At 68.9% G+C, this 15,884-nt stretch carries 16 protein-coding genes and 1 pseudogene; 11 read left to right on the top strand and 6 right to left on the bottom strand.

Translation table 11 applies throughout. The features are described 5' to 3' along the window. Positions 1-3: 3 nt before the first annotated feature. Complete coding sequence (locus FFS23_RS14765) at positions 4-2,361, bottom strand: EAL domain-containing protein (RefSeq protein WP_137899191.1); 2,358 nt, start codon at positions 2,359-2,361, stop codon at positions 4-6. Positions 2,362-2,681: 320 nt separating this feature from the next. Further along, a complete protein-coding gene (locus FFS23_RS14760) occupies positions 2,682-4,457 on the bottom strand; it encodes a fatty acyl-AMP ligase (RefSeq protein WP_137899190.1) in 1,776 nt (591 codons plus the stop codon). A 97-nt stretch (positions 4,458-4,554) separates the two neighbouring features. On the opposite strand from FFS23_RS14760, the gene FFS23_RS14755 reads away from it, so the two are divergent. The 5 genes and pseudogenes from FFS23_RS14755 to FFS23_RS14735 form a co-directional block, all read left to right on the top strand. After that, positions 4,555-5,085 (top strand): regulatory protein RecX, encoded by a 531-nt coding sequence (locus tag FFS23_RS14755; protein ID WP_137899189.1) that lies wholly within the window; start codon positions 4,555-4,557, stop codon positions 5,083-5,085. Between the two features lie 64 nt (positions 5,086-5,149). Next, entirely contained in the window at positions 5,150-5,752 is a 603-nt protein-coding gene (locus FFS23_RS14750) for a cold-shock protein (protein WP_137899188.1), read from the top strand. Positions 5,753-5,756: 4 nt separating this feature from the next. Then, positions 5,757-6,257, top strand: a complete 501-nt coding sequence (locus FFS23_RS14745; RefSeq protein ID WP_249340694.1) for a DUF192 domain-containing protein — start codon at positions 5,757-5,759, stop codon at positions 6,255-6,257. Between the two features lie 211 nt (positions 6,258-6,468). Beyond that, entirely contained in the window at positions 6,469-6,864 is a 396-nt protein-coding gene (locus tag FFS23_RS14740; RefSeq protein ID WP_038662218.1) for an NADH:ubiquinone oxidoreductase subunit NDUFA12, read from the top strand. A gap of 200 nt (positions 6,865-7,064) precedes the next feature. Beyond that, a pseudogene (locus FFS23_RS14735) lies at positions 7,065-7,298 on the top strand (DUF2155 domain-containing protein); the annotation flags it as partial. Positions 7,299-7,333: 35 nt separating this feature from the next. Here FFS23_RS14735 and aat read toward each other — a convergent pair. From aat to FFS23_RS14715, 4 genes are all read right to left on the bottom strand, one after another. Next, the gene (aat, locus tag FFS23_RS14730; protein ID WP_137899187.1) at positions 7,334-8,065 is read right to left on the bottom strand and encodes a leucyl/phenylalanyl-tRNA--protein transferase; all 732 of its coding nucleotides are present in this window, start codon (positions 8,063-8,065) and stop codon (positions 7,334-7,336) included. 389 nt (positions 8,066-8,454) lie between these two features. After that, a complete protein-coding gene (locus FFS23_RS14725) occupies positions 8,455-9,069 on the bottom strand; it encodes a glutathione S-transferase (RefSeq protein ID WP_137899186.1) in 615 nt (204 codons plus the stop codon). A gap of 35 nt (positions 9,070-9,104) precedes the next feature. Next, entirely contained in the window at positions 9,105-9,815 is a 711-nt protein-coding gene (locus tag FFS23_RS14720; RefSeq protein ID WP_137899185.1) for a ParA family protein, read from the bottom strand. A gap of 112 nt (positions 9,816-9,927) precedes the next feature. Beyond that, complete coding sequence (locus FFS23_RS14715) at positions 9,928-10,314, bottom strand: hypothetical protein (RefSeq protein ID WP_038662197.1); 387 nt, start codon at positions 10,312-10,314, stop codon at positions 9,928-9,930. Between the two features lie 157 nt (positions 10,315-10,471). Here FFS23_RS14715 and FFS23_RS14710 point away from each other — a divergent pair, with 157 nt between their 5' ends. The 6 genes from FFS23_RS14710 (at position 10,472) to FFS23_RS14685 (ending at position 15,884) form a co-directional block, all read left to right on the top strand. Beyond that, positions 10,472-11,440, top strand: a complete 969-nt coding sequence (locus FFS23_RS14710) for a cysteine synthase A (protein ID WP_038662194.1) — start codon at positions 10,472-10,474, stop codon at positions 11,438-11,440. Between the two features lie 100 nt (positions 11,441-11,540). Then, positions 11,541-11,822, top strand: coding sequence for a hypothetical protein (locus FFS23_RS14705; RefSeq protein WP_245640691.1), 282 nt, complete (start codon positions 11,541-11,543; stop codon positions 11,820-11,822). A 294-nt stretch (positions 11,823-12,116) separates the two neighbouring features. Further along, entirely contained in the window at positions 12,117-12,617 is a 501-nt protein-coding gene (locus FFS23_RS14700) for a division/cell wall cluster transcriptional repressor MraZ (RefSeq protein ID WP_038662189.1), read from the top strand. Next, complete coding sequence (gene rsmH / locus FFS23_RS14695; RefSeq protein WP_137899184.1) at positions 12,614-13,552, top strand: 16S rRNA (cytosine(1402)-N(4))-methyltransferase RsmH; 939 nt, start codon at positions 12,614-12,616, stop codon at positions 13,550-13,552. Before FFS23_RS14700 ends, rsmH begins: the two co-directional genes overlap by 4 nt. Further along, complete coding sequence (locus tag FFS23_RS14690) at positions 13,549-14,175, top strand: hypothetical protein (RefSeq protein WP_137899183.1); 627 nt, start codon at positions 13,549-13,551, stop codon at positions 14,173-14,175. The genes rsmH and FFS23_RS14690 overlap by 4 nt, the downstream gene beginning before the upstream one ends. After that, the gene (locus tag FFS23_RS14685) at positions 14,172-15,884 is read left to right on the top strand and encodes a peptidoglycan D,D-transpeptidase FtsI family protein (RefSeq protein WP_137899182.1); all 1,713 of its coding nucleotides are present in this window, start codon (positions 14,172-14,174) and stop codon (positions 15,882-15,884) included. Before FFS23_RS14690 ends, FFS23_RS14685 begins: the two co-directional genes overlap by 4 nt.

The following is a 15,884-nucleotide window of genomic DNA, read 5'->3' as shown; positions in this document are numbered from 1 at the left end:
TCCCTAAGCGGCGACGTCGCTGTCCCAGCGGCGGCCGGCGACGGCGCGGGCTTCCTCGACGGGGAGGGGGCGGCCGAAATAGAAGCCCTGGACCTTGGTGCAGCCCAGATCCTGCACCATCCGGTGTTCGGCCTGGGTCTCGACGCCTTCCGCGGTGGTCGCCATGCCGAGACTCTGCGCCAGCGCGACGACGGCACGGATGATCGCGATCGCTTCCTTGACGCCGCGCGAGGCGCTCTGCACGAAGCTGCGGTCGATCTTGATCGACGAGAAGCGGGTGCGCGAGAGATAGCCGAGCGACGAATAGCCGGTGCCGAAATCGTCGAGGCTGAGCCGCACGCCGAGGTCGAGGATGCGTTCGAGCACCTTGGTCGCGCCGAGCCCCTCGTGCATGAAGACGCTTTCGGTCACCTCGAGCTCGAGCCGCTCGACCGACAGGCCGCTGTCGGCCAGCGCCGAGGTGACGACGGTGACGAAGCCGGGGTTCTGCAACTGGTCGGCGGAGACGTTGACCGCGACGCGGACGTGCGACGGCCAGCGCGCCGCCTCGGCGCAGGCGGTGCGCAACACCCATTCGCCGATCGGCTGGATCAGCCGCGCCTCTTCGGCGAGCGGGATGAACTTGGCGGGCGAAACGTCGCCGAACTGCGGGCTGTGCCAACGCAGCAGCGCCTCGAACCCGGTGAGGCTGCCGGTCGCGGCATCGACCACCGGCTGGTAGTGGAGGTGCATCTCGCCGCGTTCGAGCGCCTGGCGCAGCGCCATTTCGAGGACGCGGCGCTCCTCCGCCTGCACGTGCAGCTCGGGCTCATAGGCGTGGTAGACGCCGCGGCCGGCATCCTTGGCGCGGTAGAGCGCGAGGTCGGCGGAGCGGATCAGCATCTCCGCGGTGCGGCCGTCGCGCGGGCCGATCGCGAGGCCCACCGACGCGCCGATGTAGAGCGTATTGGCATCGACCTCATAGGGGCGCGACAGCGTCTCGATGATCCGCTGCGCCAGCGCCTCGACCGCGCTGCTGTTGGTCGCATCGCGCATCACCACCGCGAATTCGTCGCCGCCGAGCCGGCCGCAGGTCTCGTTGTCGCCCATCAACTGTGCCAGCCGTTCGGCGACGCGACTGAGCAGGCGATCGCCGATCGGATGGCCGAGCGTGTCGTTGACCGCCTTGAACCGGTCGAGATCGATCATCATGAATGCGCAGCGGCCGCCCCATTTGTCCGCCTCCGCCATCGCCCGCGCCAGCGTCTCGTTGACCATCAGCCGGTTGGGCAGGCCGGTCAGCGTGTCGAAGCGCGCCATCCGGTTGATCTTGTCGGCCGATGCGCGCTGTTCGGTGACGTCCGAGCCGACGCCGCGGAAGCCGCAGAAAGACCCGTTTTCGTCGAACCGCGGGCTGGCGGCGAGTTCCCACCAGCGCTCCTCGCCGTCGACGGTGAGCGACAGCCGCAGGTCGCGGAAGCTGTCGCGCGTCTTCAGTTTGTCGGCGAGGGCGCGCAGGCCGGGGGTGAATTCGCCGGTGTCCCAGGTCGGTCCGGCGAGCACCTGGAGGAAGGGCATGCCTTCGATGGTGACCGGATCGAGCCGGCAGGCATAAGCGAAGCGGGGCGAAGCCTTGACGACGCGGCGGGCGGCGTCGGTCTCCCACAGCCAGTCGGCGCTGGTCTCCTCGAATTCGCGCAGCAGCAGGCTGACCGTCTCGTCGCGTTCCGCCAGCGCGATCTGGCTGGCGCGGATCACCACCAGCGAGCGGGCGCGGTTGAGGCAGACGACGATCAGCATCACGGTGAAGATCGACGTTGCGCAGGCCGCGGCAAAGCTTCCGATCGTCACCAGCTTCACCGTCACCGACAGGCCGAGCCCGCCGACGAAGGCGATCGTGGCGAGCGCCAGCGGTGCCATCGCGACCGCACCGGCGGTCATCAGCACCGACAGGATCATCCACAGCACATAGGCGCTGTTGGACCCGGGATGGGTGTTGAAGATCAGGCAGGGGATCGACCAGGCGACGGCGAGCGCGACGCCCTCGATCGCAGTGGCGCGCAGGTCGGCCTGGGTGGCATAGCCGCCGTCGCGATGCCGCGTGCTGAGCCGGCGCATCGCGACGGTGACCGACACCGCCGCGACGAGCATCGCCCAGCCGCCCAGCCACCATGCCGACACCTGCGTCGCGAACAGCGACACGGTGGTCGCCGCGCCGATCAGATTCGCGCAGAGCAGCAGCAAGGCGAGCTGGCGGCCGGCGTCCAGTTGCGTCGAGCGGATACGTGCCCAATGCGCGGCGTCGTCGCCGTCGCGAAACCCCAGCAGCTGAGAAAAGCGGATCGCGCTGGGATCCGAGGCAGGCGCGGTTTCTTGGTTCACCCGCGGGGGGTTACCCGGTCAAGGTTGACGGAGTGTTAGAACCGGATTGAGATTTCATCCGAAATGCCAGTTACTTCACCGAATTTGATCGATCGGCTTCCATTATCGTTTTCGGTTTAAGTGTCCTGTCGGAGGGGACCGTGGGCAGGGGTTGGTCCGCTACCACACCCACGGCGTCACCCCGGACTTGTTCCGGGGTCCACACTGCGGCGGGGAGAGGGGCTTGAGGCGGCACCATGCCCTCGCGGCGCGGTGGACCCCGGAACAAGTCCGGGGTGACGGGTCTTTTTTACGTCAACGTCACGAAACCGACAGGGGCGTCAGGCCGCGATCGCGTAAGGCTTGATGTCGCCGCTCAGATACAGGTTGCGCGCCTTGGCGCGCGACAGCTTGCCCGAGCTGGTGCGCGGCAGCGTGCGCGGCGGGATCAGCTCGATCACGCAGTTCATGCCGGTCACCGAGCGGACGCGCTCGCGAATCTCCTCGCGCAGCCGCTGGCGCTCGGCCTCGTCGCTGCTGCGGCACTGGACGAGCACCGCCGGCGTCTCCTCGCCGCCGGGCGTGGTGATCGCGAAGGCGGCGATGTCGCCCGCCTTGAAGCCGGGCAGCTGCTCGACCGCCCATTCGATGTCCTGCGGCCAGTGGTTCTTGCCGTTGACGATGATCATGTCCTTGGCGCGGCCGACGATGTAGATGTAGCCGTTCGACATATAGGCCATGTCGCCGGTGTCGAGCCAGCCGTCGCTCATGCAGGCGTCGGTCGCCGCGGCATCGCGGAAATAGCCGACCATCACGCTCGGTCCCTTGCACCAGAGCTTGCCGATCGCGCCGTCGGGCAGTGGGGTGCCGTCTTCCTCGCGGATCTCGACGGTCATGTCGCGCACCGGCTTGCCGCAATTGACGATCGCGCGGAAGCGTTGCGGGCGCGGACCGTCGTTGGCGGCAAGCGAATCGCCGCCGCCCGACAATTGCGTCTCCTCGACAAGCTCGACGCGGATGCCCTCGCCCGGCGGCATCAGCGACACCGCCAGCGTCGCCTCGGCGAGGCCGTAGCTCGGCAGGAAGGCGCTCGCCTTGAAGCCGGCATCGGCGAAGGCGTCGACGAACGCCTGCATCACGTCAGGGCGGATCATGTCGGCGCCGTTACCGGCGACGCGCCAGCGCGACAGGTCGAACCGCTGCGACGCCTTGGTCTGCGACGACATGCGGCGCGCGCAGATGTCATAGCCGAAGGTCGGCGAATAACTCAGCGTCGTGCCGTCGTGGCGGCTGATGAGATCGAGCCAGGCGAGCGGGCGGCGCGCGAAATCCTCGGTCTTGAGGTAATCGGTCGAGACCTGGTTGGCGATCGGCGACAGGAAGCAACCGACGAGCCCCATGTCGTGATACCAGGGCAGCCAACTGACGCAGCGATCGGTGCCGTCGGCAGCGATTTCCATGCCGTGGCTGTGCGCGGCGAGATTGTTGAGCAGCGCATGGTGCGTGATCGCGACGCCGTGCGGGAAGCGCGTCGAGCCGCTGGAATATTGCAGATAGGCGATCGCCTCTCCGTCCGCCTGCGGCAGCGGCGCCGCGACCGCCGGACGGTCGGCGAAGTCGGACCAGTCGATCCCCTCGGTCCCCGCGAGCCGTGCCGCCTCGGCCGCCATCGCGGCGAGCTCGGGCGGGAAGATCAGCATCTTCGGCTCGCAGCTCGCGAGCTGGACGCGGAGCTGTTCGATATAGGAATCGCGCCCGCCGAACGAGGTCGGCAGCGGCAGCGGCACCGGCCAGGCGCCGGCATAGACCGCACCGAAGAACAGCGCGGCGAATTCCGGCCCGGTCTCGGCGACCAAGGCAATCCGGTCCTCGGGCTGCACGCCGGCGGCGATCAGGCGATGCGCCATCGCGATCGCGTCGCGGCGCAGCTCGGCGAACGGATAGGCACGGGCGAGCGCACCGCGGGCATCGTGGAAGTTGAGGCCGCGCACGCCCGTGGCGGCATAATCCAGCGCCTCGCCGAGCGTGGCGAAATCGGCATAGCGACGGGGCAGGTCGTCCAGCGTCGGCGTGGCCGCCATCTGGGGCGTCGGCGAGGGCGCGGACTGCTCGGTCATACAAAATCCTGTTCACTCGCCACGGGGCGAAACCATCTTCACTGTGCGCTATAACGCGCGATCATCGTTCTAAATCGAGCGCCACTGTGGCAACAACATGGCCATGAGGCAGGAACGGCGTACTCTTCCCCCGCTCGATGCCGCCGCTTTGGAGCGGATGGCGCTGCGCTACGTCGAACGCTTCGCGACGACGCGCGGCAAATTGGCCGACTATCTCCACCGCAAGATCCGCGAACGCGGCTGGGATGGCGACGCCGCCGACCCGCAGGCGCTGGCGCAGCGGATGGCCGATCTCGGCTATGTCGACGACCGGCTGTACGCGGAGAGCAAGGCGGCGGCGCTGACCCGGCGCGGGCTCGGCGCGCGGCGGGTGACGATGGCGCTGCGCCACGCCCATGTCGGCGAGGCGGATACGGAGGATCTGGCGCCGCAGATCCACGAACAGGCCGAGGCGGCGGCGCTCACCTTCGCGCGGCGCAAGCGGATCGGGCCGTTCGGGCCGCCGAACGACGATCGCGCGGTCCGCGACAAGCAACTCGCCGCGATGCTCCGGGCCGGACATGCAATGGATTTGTCGCGCCGGATTGTCGCAGCGCGGGACGAAAGCGAGTTCGGAGAAATCGGGTAAACGTCCCTTTCGCAATTGCAGCAGCGATGAACCGTGCTAGCGTAGCGTCCATAGGGGTGCAGTGATGCGTAGCGAGCCGCAACGGGAGGGCGACGAGCGTGACGACGGGGATATGCCCGGCGCGCGTGCTGGTCTGCAAGCCGCGACGAATGAGGGCGAGGGGCCGATCGCCATCGCCGGCGTGATTAAATGGTTCGACGTCACGCGCGGCTTCGGCTTCGCGGTCGCCGACGACCGGTCGCTGGGCGACGTGCTGATCCACTTTTCCGTTTTGCAGCCGTACGGCCGCCGCAGCCTGCCCGAGGGCGCACGGGTCGAGACGCTCGCGGTGCAGCGCGGCCGCGGCTATCAGGCACGCGAGGTGATCGCGATCGATCTGTCGAACGCCGTCGAGGATGCGCCGCGGGCGCCGCGCGCCGCCGACCGGGTCGATCCGGTCGCGCTGATCGACGAGGCCGGGCCGTTCGAAGGCGCTGCGGTCAAATGGTTCAACCGGCTGAAGGGCTATGGCTTCCTGGTCCGCGACAGCGACGGCAGCGACGTGTTCGTTCATATGGAGACGCTGCGCCGCGCCGGCATCGCCGCGGTCGAGCCCGAACAGCGGCTGCGTGCGCGCATCGTCGCCGGCCGCAAGGGACCGCTCGCGGTCACCGTCGAGGAGGGCTGACCGCGTGATCGGATCGAAGGCGATGCTGGCGATCGTCGCGGTGCTGGGGCTCGGCGCGGGCGGCGTGGCGATCCAGCAAGGGGTGTTCACCCGCACGCCGCCGACCGACGCGACGGCCAAGGCGCTGCTGCCGGTGACGATCACCAGCGCCAACGGCGCGCACGTCTTTCAGGTCGAGCGGGCGACGACGGCGGCCGAGCAGGCGCGCGGGCTGATGTACCGCACCGACCTGAAGCCCGACGGCGGCATGCTCTTCGCGCCCTATCCGGCCGAAGGCGGCGGCCCGCGCGAGGCGAACTTCTGGATGAAGAACACGCCGACCCCGCTCGACATCCTGTTCATCCGCGCCGACGGCACGATCGCGACCATCGCGGAGAACACCGTGCCCTTCTCGGAGACGCCGGTGCCCTCGCGCGAGCCGGTCGCCGCCGTGCTCGAACTGGTCGGCGGCCGCGCCGCAGACCTCGGCATTGCCGAAGGCGACAGGGTGACCTGGGCGAAGTGAGCGCCGGTGAGGGTCTTTGGCGCTCGAACGATCGCCAAAGACCGGTCCGGCATGATGGAAAATGGGCGAACGGGCTCTCGTCACGCAGCCGCCATGTCGATCAACTGGCATCATCCGGCAGCCCCGGCCTGGCGCGGGAACGAGCCAGCTGGCGAGCGGACGACGATCCCGGTTGAAGGCCGCCGCCGCAGCGGGTAAGCGCAGGCGCATCATGGGCATCAACCTCAATCCCTTCACCTGGTGGAACGGCGCATCCTGGGGCACGATGCTCTACGGCTTGCGCGGCATGGCGCAGGTCGGCACCGATTCGCTCGGCAACGTCTATTATCAGGGGGGCAAGGACGGCAGCGGCCGCGTGCGCCGCTGGGTGATCTACGAGGGCGCCAACGACGCCAGCCGCGTGCCGCCCGAATGGTTCAGCTGGCTGCATCATCAGATCGACGACGTGCCCGCTCGCGCGATGCCCGCGCCGCGGCCGTGGCAGAAGCCGGCGGTGCCCAACATGACGGGTACGCCGCTCGCCTATCGCCCCTCGGGCGCGCTCGAGAAGGGCGGCAAGCGCGCCGCCGCGACCGGCGACTACGAAGCCTGGACGCCCGAAGGGTGACGCGACGCTGGCTCGCCGCCGGCGTCCTGCTGGTGGTGCTGGGGCTGGCCGCGGTGTTCGGCTATCGCGCGTGGCAGCGGTCGGACGAAGCCGGCCGCGCCGTCGCCGTACAGGAATTCGCGCCGAGCGAGGCGAACCAGAGCGAGGGCATCGAGACCGTCGCGACCACCGACGTCGCCTTGCCGACCGGCGGCACGCCGATGGCACAGCGGGTGGCCGTGGTCGGCCTGCTCAACAAGCGCAACGGCGTCAGCCGCGACCTGACGCTGCGGCCCGGGCAGGCGGTCCGCGTCGGCGATGCGATCGTCCGGCTGCGCGCCTGCGAACATACCGCACCCTGGGAGCAGGATCAGCTCACCGGCGCGTTCGTGCAGCTCGACGTCCGCGGCAGCGACCGGCATTGGCGGCGGGCGTTTTCGGGCTGGCTGTTCAAGGAACGGCCGTCGCTCAACGTCGTTCAGCACCCGGTCTACGACGTCTGGACCAAGAGCTGCACGATGTCGTGGCCGGCGACCGGCCCGGGCACGACCTCGCTGTCCGGTGGCGAGGCGGCGGGCAACCGGTCGAGCGCGAAGAAGTCGCCGGCGGCGGACGATGCCGATACCACCCCCGACGAACCGATCGTCCCCTCCAGCGCACCGGCGAGCAACGCGCAATAATCCTTCCGGTCGATCTCCACCGCGCCCAGCGAGGCGAGGTGCGAGGTCTGGAACTGGCAGTCGAGCAAGGTGAAGCCGCCGACCTTGAGCCGCGCGACCAGCCAGGCGAGTGCGACCTTGGATGCATCGGTTCGGCGGCTGACCATCGATTCGCCGAAGAAGGCGCGACCGAGCGCGAGGCCGTAGAGGCCGCCGACCAGCTCGTCGCCCTCCCAGCATTCGATCGCATGCGCGAAGCCCATGCGATGCAGCGCGACGAAGGCCCGTTCGATACCGGTGTTGATCCACGTCTCCGGGCGATCCTCGGCGCTTTCCGCGCAGAGCTGGATCATCCGTTCGAAGGCGGTGTCGGCGGTGACGCGGAACCGGTCGCGCGCGATCGTCTTGCGCAGCGAGCGCGACACGCGGAAGCCGTCGATCGGCAGGATCGCGCGGCTGCGCGGCTCGACCCAATAGACGCTGGCGGCCTTGCGATCGTCCGCCATCGGGAAGACGCCGACCGCATAGGCGCCGAGCACGAGGTGTGGATCGAGTGTCTCCATCACCGCTGAGGTGGCGCAGCCGATGCGGCGGTGCAAGTGGGGGCGAGTCGCGGCTCGGCCTTCTGGCGGTTTCCCGCCCATGTCAGCTGTCCAAGCTTCGTACTTCGCGTCACCCCGGGCTCGACCCGGGGTCCCGCTTCATCCCGACCGGCACGTAGCGGACCCCGGCCGAGCCCTCGGCGGAAGCCACATAGTGCTCCTGCGAAAGCAGGAGCCCAGGAGTCCCGAACGCCATAAAGGCGTTGTTTTGCTTGGCTCTGGGCTCCTGCTTTCGCAGGAGCACTGCGCCCATGTATCGGTGATGGCGGCTTTTGCAGGGAGCTCGATCAAGTCCGGGGTGACGGAGAGAAGGTGTCGCTGTCGCAGCATCGATGAATATCGATCACGCCCTATTCCAGCGGCAGCGCCGCGAATTCCGCCGTCGCTTCCGCGCGCGCGGAGAGGGCGGCGAGGGCCGGATGGCGCGCCGGGGGCACGACGTCGCCCAGCTTGCTGCCGGTGAAGCGCCAGGCGACCGCCGTGGTGATGTCCGCCTGCGTCCATCGGCCCGCGACGAGCCAGTCGTCGACCCCGGCATAGGCCGCCTCGAGCAAATCGTACGCCGCCAGCAATTGCTCTTGCACGCGGTCGAGCCAAGGCTGGTGCTGCTTCTCCGCCGGTCGCAAATTGGTCTCGTAGACGATCTGCACCGTCTTCTCGCAGGCGGCGAGCGCCAGCCCGATCACGCGCTGCGACGCGAGAAAGGCGGCGGGATCGTCCGGCAGCAGGCGGCGCTCCGCCGGCACGATCCGTTCGAGCCAGTCGAGGATCAGCGTCGATTCGATCAGCACGACGCCGTCGTCGGTGACCAGCGTCGGCGCCTTGACGGTGGGGTTGATCGCGCCGAACGCCGCCACATCGCGGAACACCGATAAAGGCTCGTGATCGAACGTCAGGCCCATAGCCTTCATCGAGATCGCCACCCGGCGGACATAAGGTGAATCGAGCATGCCGATCAGGCGCATGGGCGGTCCTTCGAACGAGCGGATGATATGGGACGCTATTTGGCCAGCCGGCTTTCGATCGTCGTCCACAATCGGGCGAACGCCGCCGCCGCGGCCGACCGCGGCGCATAGGTCGCGACCGGGGCGCGATGCTCGGCCATCGCCTCGACCGCGCTCGCCATCGGGATCGCCGGCCAGTCGGGGTGGGCGGCGAGCGCGTCGGCGTGGAGCCGGCGGCGGCGGTCGACCATCATATGGACCGGCAACACCGGCACCTTGCCGCCGAGGTGACGGACCACCTCGTCATGCGCCCGCTGCGCGAAGGGCGAGGGGATCACCGGCAGGACGATGAGGTCGGCGGCGCGGATCACCTGTTCGCTGGTCTCGGTCAGGCCGGGCGGGCAGTCGAGCAGGACATGGTCGTAATCACCGATCTGCTCGATCAGCCGGTCGAGCCGCCGGCGCTTGCCGATATCGTGCAGCACGAGGTCGAGCGTGCGCAGCGAATCGTCGGCGGCGATCAGGTCGAGCAGCGGAATGTCGGTGGGGCGGGTGTGCGCCGCGGGCTTGGCATCCTTGGTGAACAGGGCACGCGCCTGGTCGCCGACGGGCGTCCGGCCGAGCACCCAGCTGCTCGCCGCCTGCGGATCGAGATCCCACAGGATGGTGCGCCGCTTCGACAAGGCGGCGCTGCTGTAGGAGAGGTTGACCGACAGCGTGGTCTTGCCCACGCCGCCCTTCGAACTGTAGATCGCGATCGTCGCCATGCCAGCGACGTACCGGAATGGACCTATTCCGGCAACGGTCGATCGCCGACGCCCACGCAAAAGGGCCGGCAGATCGCTCCACCGGCCCGGAAACGTTGTGCGGTGCCGCAGCTTACGACTTGCAGCTCTGCGACGGCTTGCCCGGCTGGGTGACGGTGATCGTCTTGGGATCGCCGGTCAGCTTCCAGCCGCCTTCGGCGACGAGCGGATCGCCCGTCTTCTCGGCGGTCAGGCGGGTAGCGGTACCAGTCTGCGACGTCTTGACGAGTGCCAGCTTGTCGCCCTCGAACAGGGTGACGTAGAGCAAGCTGTTGTCCTTGCAGCGGAAGGTCTTTTCCGCCTTGATCGCGGGCGGCAGCTCGACCGGGCCGCGGTTGGCGAGGGCGTTGGCCATCGGATCGGGGTTGGAGTCGAGCACCTCGGCCGAGTTGGGCTTGGAGTTGCAGGCCGCCAGCGCGAGCAGCGCGGCGGTGGCGGAGAGGAGGAGGGGGCTCTTCATAGCGGCGCGACGCTTCGCGCATGCAGCAAGGAGCGTCAAGCAGGATGACTGACGTATGTGAGCTGGCTCGGGAAAATGCGACGGACGCCGCCCCGCTTGGCCGCCGCCAAGCTTAGCTTCGCTTGCCGCTGGCGCTGCCACGCGCCATCTAGCGACGATGCATACCACGCCCGACACCCTCGCCCTGATCGGCAACACCCCCCTCGTCCGACTGAAGGGGCCGAGCGAGGCGACCGGATGCGACATCTTCGGCAAGTGCGAATTCGCCAACCCCGGCGCCTCGGTGAAGGACCGCGCCGCGCTCGGCATCGTCGAGGATGCGGAAGCGCGCGGCGTGCTCCATCCCGGCGGCACGATCGTCGAGGGGACGGCGGGCAACACCGGCATCGGCCTCGCGCTGGTCGCCAACGCCAAGGGCTATCGGACGATCATCGTCATGCCCGAAACGCAGAGCCGCGAGAAGATGGACACGCTGCGCGCGCTCGGCGCCGAGCTGGTGCTGGTGCCGGCGGCGCCTTATGCCAGCCCCTATCATTTCGTGCACACCTCGCGCCGGATCGCGGAGGAGCGCGACAATGCCTTGTGGGCGAACCAGTTCGACAATGTCGCCAACCGCCGCGCGCATATCGTCGGCACCGCCGAGGAGATCTGGCAGCAGATGGAGGGGCGGATCGATGGCTTCACCTGCGCGGCGGGCACCGGCGGGACGATCGCCGGCGTCGGGCTGGGATTGAAGGCCAAGGACGAAAGCATCTGCATCGCGCTCAGCGATCCGCATGGCGCGGCGCTCTACGAATATTACGCGCATGGCGAATTGCGCGCCGAGGGCTCGTCGGTCGCCGAGGGAATCGGGCAGGGGCGGATAACCGCCAATCTCGACGGCGCGCCGATCGACACCCAGTTCCGCATCTCCGACCAGGAGGGCTATCGCTGGGTACGGCGGCTGCTCGACGAGGAGGGGCTTTGCCTCGGTTTGTCTTCGGGGATCAACGTCGCCGGCGCGGTGCGGCTCGCCGAGCGGCTCGGGCCGGGCAAGCGGATCGCGACGATCCTGTGCGATACGGGCTTCCGCTATCTGTCGTCGCTCTACGATCCCGAATGGCGTGCCGCCAAGGGGCTGGCATAGCGGCCGCTGACGGGGCGCGTGGGCCGACGGCCGTCGTCCGGCGCCCCGCCAACCGCTTATTCGACAAACCGGTGACGAACCGTTACAGAGGCGCGGCAAGATGAGAGCCGTGCGAGACACCCAGCAGACGATGCAACGGATCAAGGTCGGTGTGATCGGCCTGGTTGCCGTGGTGCTGCTGATCGCCGTTGCCAGCGCCATCCTCGGCTCGGCCACCCGCGAGCGGCCGATCGCCGCCGCCGGATCGGCGCAGGCCGACGTGGTCGCCAACATCGCCATGACCAACGCCGGCGCCGCTGCGGCCGCGGCGGGCGCATCGGGCGAGCCGCTTGCCGAACTGGGCGTCGCCCCCTCCACCAGCAACAGTCAAGCACCGCGCTGATGCGCCGCCGGGGAAATCCGGGGATCGCAGCTAAGCATCTGATTAGACGCATTTTATTGCCTTCGAGCAAGGCCGTGTCGCGTCGGTCGTGGGGTGCGCGCCCACCCGGCTAGGCGACGACGGGGTCGTTTCCCCGCTTTTCCCCAAAAATCCCGTTGCGTCCCCGGGGTGCTGTTGATACCAACAGCGTCAACGGGCAGGCATCACCGGTTGCGTCCATCGCAACAGGCCGAACGGCGACGACGGGTCGTTTTTCGGAACGGTGAGCCGTGCGCGTCAGGGTGCGAGACGGCAGTGTCGGAAAGGGGCGATTATCAGGGAAGCGGACTTGCTCTTGTCGACGACAAGGGTCGCGTCGCCATCCCCAATGCGCTCCGCTCGACCTTGGCCGAGAATGCACCGCGACCCGACGGCAAGGACGGCGGCACGGTCATCATCGCCGCGCACGAGGACCAGCCCTGCCTGATCGCCTACGATCCTGCCTATCTCGCCGAGCTCAAGCGCGAGCTGAACGAGCGGGTCGCGCTGTCGCGCGGTCCCGACGGCAAGATCGATCACAATATCAAGCGCGGCGGAGCCAATGGCGAAGCCGTGCCGTTCGACGGATCGGGGCGCTTCATCATGCCGGGTTTTCCCCGTTTCTATGCCGGTATCGGGGCGCATGCCTTCTTCTGGGGCACGCTCGACTATATCGAGATCTGGGACCCCAAGACCTTGCTGTCGACGCCGAACATCGCGCCGCAGATGGTCGCCGCCTGCCGCTATTACTGCCAGGACAAGGGCATCGCGCTGTGAGCGACGCCCCGCACATTCCCGTGCTGCTCGATGAGGTCGTCGCCGCGCTCGCCCCCGCCCCGGGCGAGCGGATCGTCGACGCGACCTTCGGCGCCGGCGGCTATACGCGCGCCATCCTCGCCACCGGCGCGCAGGTCGTGGCCTTCGACCGCGACCCCGATGCGATCGCCGCGGGCCGCGCCGCGAACATCCCCGGCCTGACGCTCGTCCACAGCGACTTTTCGGCGCTGGAGGCGGCGCTCGAGGCGCCGGTCGACGGGCTGACGATGGATATCGGCGTGTCGTCGATGCAGCTCGATCAGGCCGAGCGCGGCTTCTCCTTCCAGTCGGACGGCCCGCTCGACATGCGGATGAGCCAGGAGGGGGCGAGCGCCGCCGACTTCCTCAACACCGCCGAGGAAGAGGCGATCGCCGACATCCTCTATCATTATGGCGACGAGCCAAAGTCGCGCCGCGTCGCGCGCGCGATCGTCGCCGCGCGCCCGCTGACCCGCACGTCGGAACTGGCCAATGTCGTGCGCAAGGCGCTCGGCCATCGCCCGCACGACAAGAAGGACCCGGCGACGCGCACCTTCCAGGCGATCCGCATCCATGTGAACCGCGAACTGGGCGAGCTCGCCGACGGCCTCGCCGCGGCCGAGCGCGTTTTGAAGCCGGGCGGCCGCTTGGCGATCGTCACCTTCCACAGTCTGGAGGATCGGCTGGTCAAGCGCTTCCTGCGCGACCGGTCGGGCAATGCGCCGGGCGGCTCGCGGCATCTGCCGCAGGCGGCGGCGGGCATCGCCCCGAGTTTCGAGGCCGTCGGCCGCGCGGTGCGCGCCGGCGAGGCCGAGGTCGCGCGCAATCCCCGCGCGCGCTCGGCGACGTTGCGGACCGCCCTGCGAACGGCGGCGCCCGCTTGGGGCAATGGCAATCTGGCGGAGGTGACATCATGACGGCGGCGTATCGGTTGAAGGGGATCGGGTGGTTCGGTGGCTGCGTCGCCATCGTCCTCGGCTTCTACCTGGTGTCGCTGCAGGTCGCGGCGGAGCGCAAGAAGCTCGAGACGATGGACCGCAAGATCGATTCGGCGCAGCGCGACATCCGCGCGCTGGAAACCGAGTTCGAGACGCGTGCCAATCTCGCCCAGCTCGAGAAGTGGAATGGCGAGACGCTGGCGCTCGCCGCGCCGGTCGCCGGACAGTTCGTCACCGACGAGGGCGCGCTCGCCAGCCTCGACGTCAACCAGGTCGGCGTGACCGCGCCGGGGACCAAGCTGGCCGCGCTCGTCGTGCCGTCGCTCGCCACCGTCAACGTCGCCGCCCCCGCCGCCACGCCCGCGCCCGCCGTCGTCCAGGTCGCCGCCGCGCTGCCGACCGCCAAGCGCGCGGTCATCAAGGTCGCCGCGATCGAGAAGAGCGCGCCGATGCTCGCGAAGCTGAACGAGGCGGCGCGCGCCAAGGTCGCGGTCGCCAAGGTCCGGCCGCAGGCGGTGGCGATGCTCGACAAGAAGCTGCTGTCCGACACGACGCTCGGCGATATCCTCAGCAGCGCGCGCGCGGAGGCCCGCAAGCGTTGACCGTCGTCGTCGCCCGGCCCGCACAGCAACGGCGCAACGCCACCCAGCGCCATGCGCTGGTGGCGACGTCGCATATGCGGCTGATGATGTTGCTGATGCTCTTCGCCGCGGCGGTGACGCTGGTCATCGGCCGGCTGGTGATGCTCGGCGTGATGTCGGGCGGCGAGGCGGAGGCGCGCGTCGCCGCGCTTGCCGCGCGCGGCGATATCGTCGATCGCAATGGCGCGCCGATGGCGCGGACGATCGACGCCTGGACGATCGCGGTCCACCCCAAGCAGATCATCGGCGACAAGATGGAGATCGCCAGCCGCCTCGCCGCGCTGATGCCCGATCGCGGCGATCAGGCGTGGTTCTACGGCCAGCTCACCCGCCCGGTGAGCTTCGTCTACCTCCAGCGCCGCGCCAGCCCGGCGCTGGTCGAACAGGTCAATGCGATCGGCGAGCCGGCATTGGTCTTCGCGCGCGAGACGCAGCGCCTCTATCCGCAATCGACGATGGCGAGCCATGCGCTCGGCTTCCTGTCGACCGACGGCCACGGCATGAGCGGCATGGAGCGGGTGCTCGACGAACGACTGCTCGACCCGACCAAGGCGGGCCAGCCGGTCGCGCTGTCGATCGACGTGCGCGTGCAGGCGGCGCTGGAAAGCGAGCTCAGCCGCGCGATGAACACCTTCTCGGCGCGCGGCGCGGGCGGCATCGTGCTCGACGTCGCCACCGGCGAGGTGATCTCGATGGTGTCGCTGCCGACGTTCAATCCCAATCGCGTCGGCATGGCGGGCTCGGAAGAGCTGCGCAACATCACCACGCAGAGCGTGTTCGAGCTCGGCTCGACCTTCAAGCCGATCACCGTCGCTACCGCGATCGACACCGGCACGGTGACGCTCAACCGCAAGTTCGACGCGACGCATCCGTTGAAGGTCGGCGGCTTCACCATCCATGACGAGCGCGGCGATCCGCAGCGTTGGCTGTCGATGCCCGAAACGCTGATCTATTCGTCCAACATCGCCACCGCACGCATCGCCGATGAGATCGGGCCGCAGAAGATGCAGACGATGTTCCGCAAATTGGGCTTCGACACCAAGCCCGACATCGAGCTGCGCGAAAAGGGGCGGCCGCTGATGCCGACCTATTGGGCGCGCACCACGACGATGACCACCGCCTACGGCCATGGCATCGCGGTGACGCCGCTGCATCTCGCCAGCGCCTATGCCGCACTGGTCAACGGCGGCATCTGGCGGCCGGCGACGCTGATGAAGGTCGCGCCGGGGCAGGCGCCGGTCGGCCGTCGCGTCATCAGCGAACAGACCAGCGCGCGGATGCGGCAGATGCTGCGGCTGATCGTGCTGCGCGGCACCGGCCGCAAGGGCGAGGCGCCGGGCTATCGCGTCGGCGGCAAGACCGGCACCGCCGAGGCGGCGGTGGCGGGCGGCTACGACCATTCGCGCAACGTCGCGACGTTCGCGGCGGCTTTCCCGATGGACGCACCGCGCTATGTGGTGCTTGCCATGCTCGATTCGCCCAAGGGTACGAAGGAAACCGGCGGCTGGAAGACCGCCGCGTGGAACGCCGCGCCCGTCGTCGGGCGGACGATCTCGCGCGTCGGCGCGATGCTCGGCGTCGTTCCCGACGAGCGGCAGGACATCGACGTGTCGGACCTGATGCCGTTGATCTGGCAGGACCCGACGCGCAAGCTGGCCAGCGGCAACTAA

The organism is Sphingomonas sp. 2SG (assembly GCF_005503285.1).
In the GTDB taxonomy this organism is placed as follows: domain Bacteria; phylum Pseudomonadota; class Alphaproteobacteria; order Sphingomonadales; family Sphingomonadaceae; genus Sphingomonas; species Sphingomonas taxi.
The sequence above is the reverse complement of the archived record's forward strand: the minus strand, read 5'-3'. Positions and strand labels throughout refer to the sequence as shown.

Coding starts and splice junctions, on each gene's coding strand:
- FFS23_RS14760 (WP_137899190.1), bottom strand. CDS start 4,457: ATGACCGAGCAGTCCGCGCCCTCGCCGACGCCCCAGATGGCGGCCACG.
- FFS23_RS14705 (WP_245640691.1), top strand. CDS start 11,541: ATGAGAGCCGTGCGAGACACCCAGCAGACGATGCAACGGATCAAGGTC.
- FFS23_RS14710 (WP_038662194.1), top strand. CDS start 10,472: ATGCATACCACGCCCGACACCCTCGCCCTGATCGGCAACACCCCCCTC.
- FFS23_RS14750 (WP_137899188.1), top strand. CDS start 5,150: ATGCGTAGCGAGCCGCAACGGGAGGGCGACGAGCGTGACGACGGGGAT.
- FFS23_RS14755 (WP_137899189.1), top strand. CDS start 4,555: ATGGCCATGAGGCAGGAACGGCGTACTCTTCCCCCGCTCGATGCCGCC.
- aat (WP_137899187.1), bottom strand. CDS start 8,065: ATGGAGACACTCGATCCACACCTCGTGCTCGGCGCCTATGCGGTCGGC.
- FFS23_RS14690 (WP_137899183.1), top strand. CDS start 13,549: ATGACGGCGGCGTATCGGTTGAAGGGGATCGGGTGGTTCGGTGGCTGC.
- FFS23_RS14725 (WP_137899186.1), bottom strand. CDS start 9,069: ATGCGCCTGATCGGCATGCTCGATTCACCTTATGTCCGCCGGGTGGCG.
- FFS23_RS14720 (WP_137899185.1), bottom strand. CDS start 9,815: ATGGCGACGATCGCGATCTACAGTTCGAAGGGCGGCGTGGGCAAGACC.
- FFS23_RS14740 (WP_038662218.1), top strand. CDS start 6,469: ATGGGCATCAACCTCAATCCCTTCACCTGGTGGAACGGCGCATCCTGG.
- FFS23_RS14715 (WP_038662197.1), bottom strand. CDS start 10,314: ATGAAGAGCCCCCTCCTCCTCTCCGCCACCGCCGCGCTGCTCGCGCTG.